The organism is Pseudonocardia sp. SID8383, assembly GCF_009864975.1.
GTDB classification, from domain to species: Bacteria; Actinomycetota; Actinomycetes; order Mycobacteriales; family Pseudonocardiaceae; genus Pseudonocardia; species Pseudonocardia alni.
In genome coordinates this window covers 1-1,167 of sequence record NZ_WWFY01000535.1, presented here as the reverse complement: position 1 = coordinate 1,167, position 1,167 = coordinate 1, and the positions used below count along the sequence as shown (strand labels likewise).

The 1,167-nt window shown below is 76.9% G+C and carries 1 pseudogene; it reads right to left on the bottom strand.

Going from position 1 to position 1,167, the window contains the following annotated elements:
* Nucleotides 1-1,152 (bottom strand): annotated as a pseudogene (locus GTW08_RS13215) (mycofactocin system FadH/OYE family oxidoreductase 2); the annotation flags it as partial.
* Between the last annotated feature and the right edge of the window lie 15 nt (nucleotides 1,153-1,167).

The window sequence follows — 1,167 nt, the reverse complement described above, 5'->3', positions numbered from 1 at the left end:
GGCCCGGGTGGGCGGGACGAGCCGTTCGCGCCCGGCGGCCGGGTCGACCGCGCAGCCCAGCGACAGGTTCAGCCCGACCCGGCCGATGCAGTCCTGGTTGCACCCGACGCACCGGCGTACCGGGCGTCCGGTGAGGGCGTTGTTCGCGAAGCCGGGGTCGGCGATCTGCCCGCGGGCGACGCCGACGAGGTCGCACTCCCCGCGGTCCAGCGCCGCGGCGGCCTCGGCGGGCGTGGTGAACCGGCCGACCCCGATCACCGGGAGGTCCGCCCCGGCGGCACGGACGGCGCGGCGCAGGGTCGCGGCGAGGTGCCCGGCGTAGCCCGGCGGGGTGTGCATGGACGGCTCGATCAGGTGCAGCGTCGAGGTGGCGACGCCGATCGAGGTGTTCAGGTGGTCCACCTGACCGGTCGCGGCGAGACGGCGGGCGAGGTCGGCGCCGTCGGCGGGGGTGATGCCGCCCTCGATGCGCTCGTCGACGCCGATCCGCAGGCCCAGCACCGGGTCCGGGCCGATCGCCGCGCGGACGGCGGCGACGACGTCGAGCACCAGCTTCGCCCGGTCTCGCCCCCAGGCGTCGGTGCGACGGTTGGTGGCCGGGGACAGGAACAGCCGCAGCAGCGAGGCGTGCGAGCACTGCAGCTCGACGCCGTCGAACCCACCCTCGACGCAGCGTGCGGCGACGTCGGCGAAGGCGTCGACGATCGCGCCGATCCCGGCCGCGTCGAGCTCGGCGGGGACCTCGCGGAACATCGGGTCGGGCACCGGCGAGGGCCCGACGACGGCCGTGCGCGAGTACATACCCGACCCCTGCGCGCCGTTGTGGTTGAGCTGGGCGAGCACGAGGGCGCCGTGGGCGTGCACCGCGTCGGTGAGGGCGCGGTAGCCGGGCAGCACGGCCGGGTCGTGGCCACGGATCAGCCGCTCGTAGGGCCGGTCGCCGGGGCGGACGGCGTGCTCCTCGGTGATCACCAGTGCGGCGCCGCCCGCGGCACGGGCCGCGTAGTAGGCGGTGTGCCGGTCGGTCGGCATGCCGTCCTCGGCGAAGCCGGTGAGGTGGGCGGTGAAGACGATCCGGTTGCGCAACGTGGCGCGGCCGAGGCGCAGGGGGTCGCCGAGCCGGGGCCGCGGGAGCTCCGCCCCCTCGGACACGGGCGCGGGGAGCGC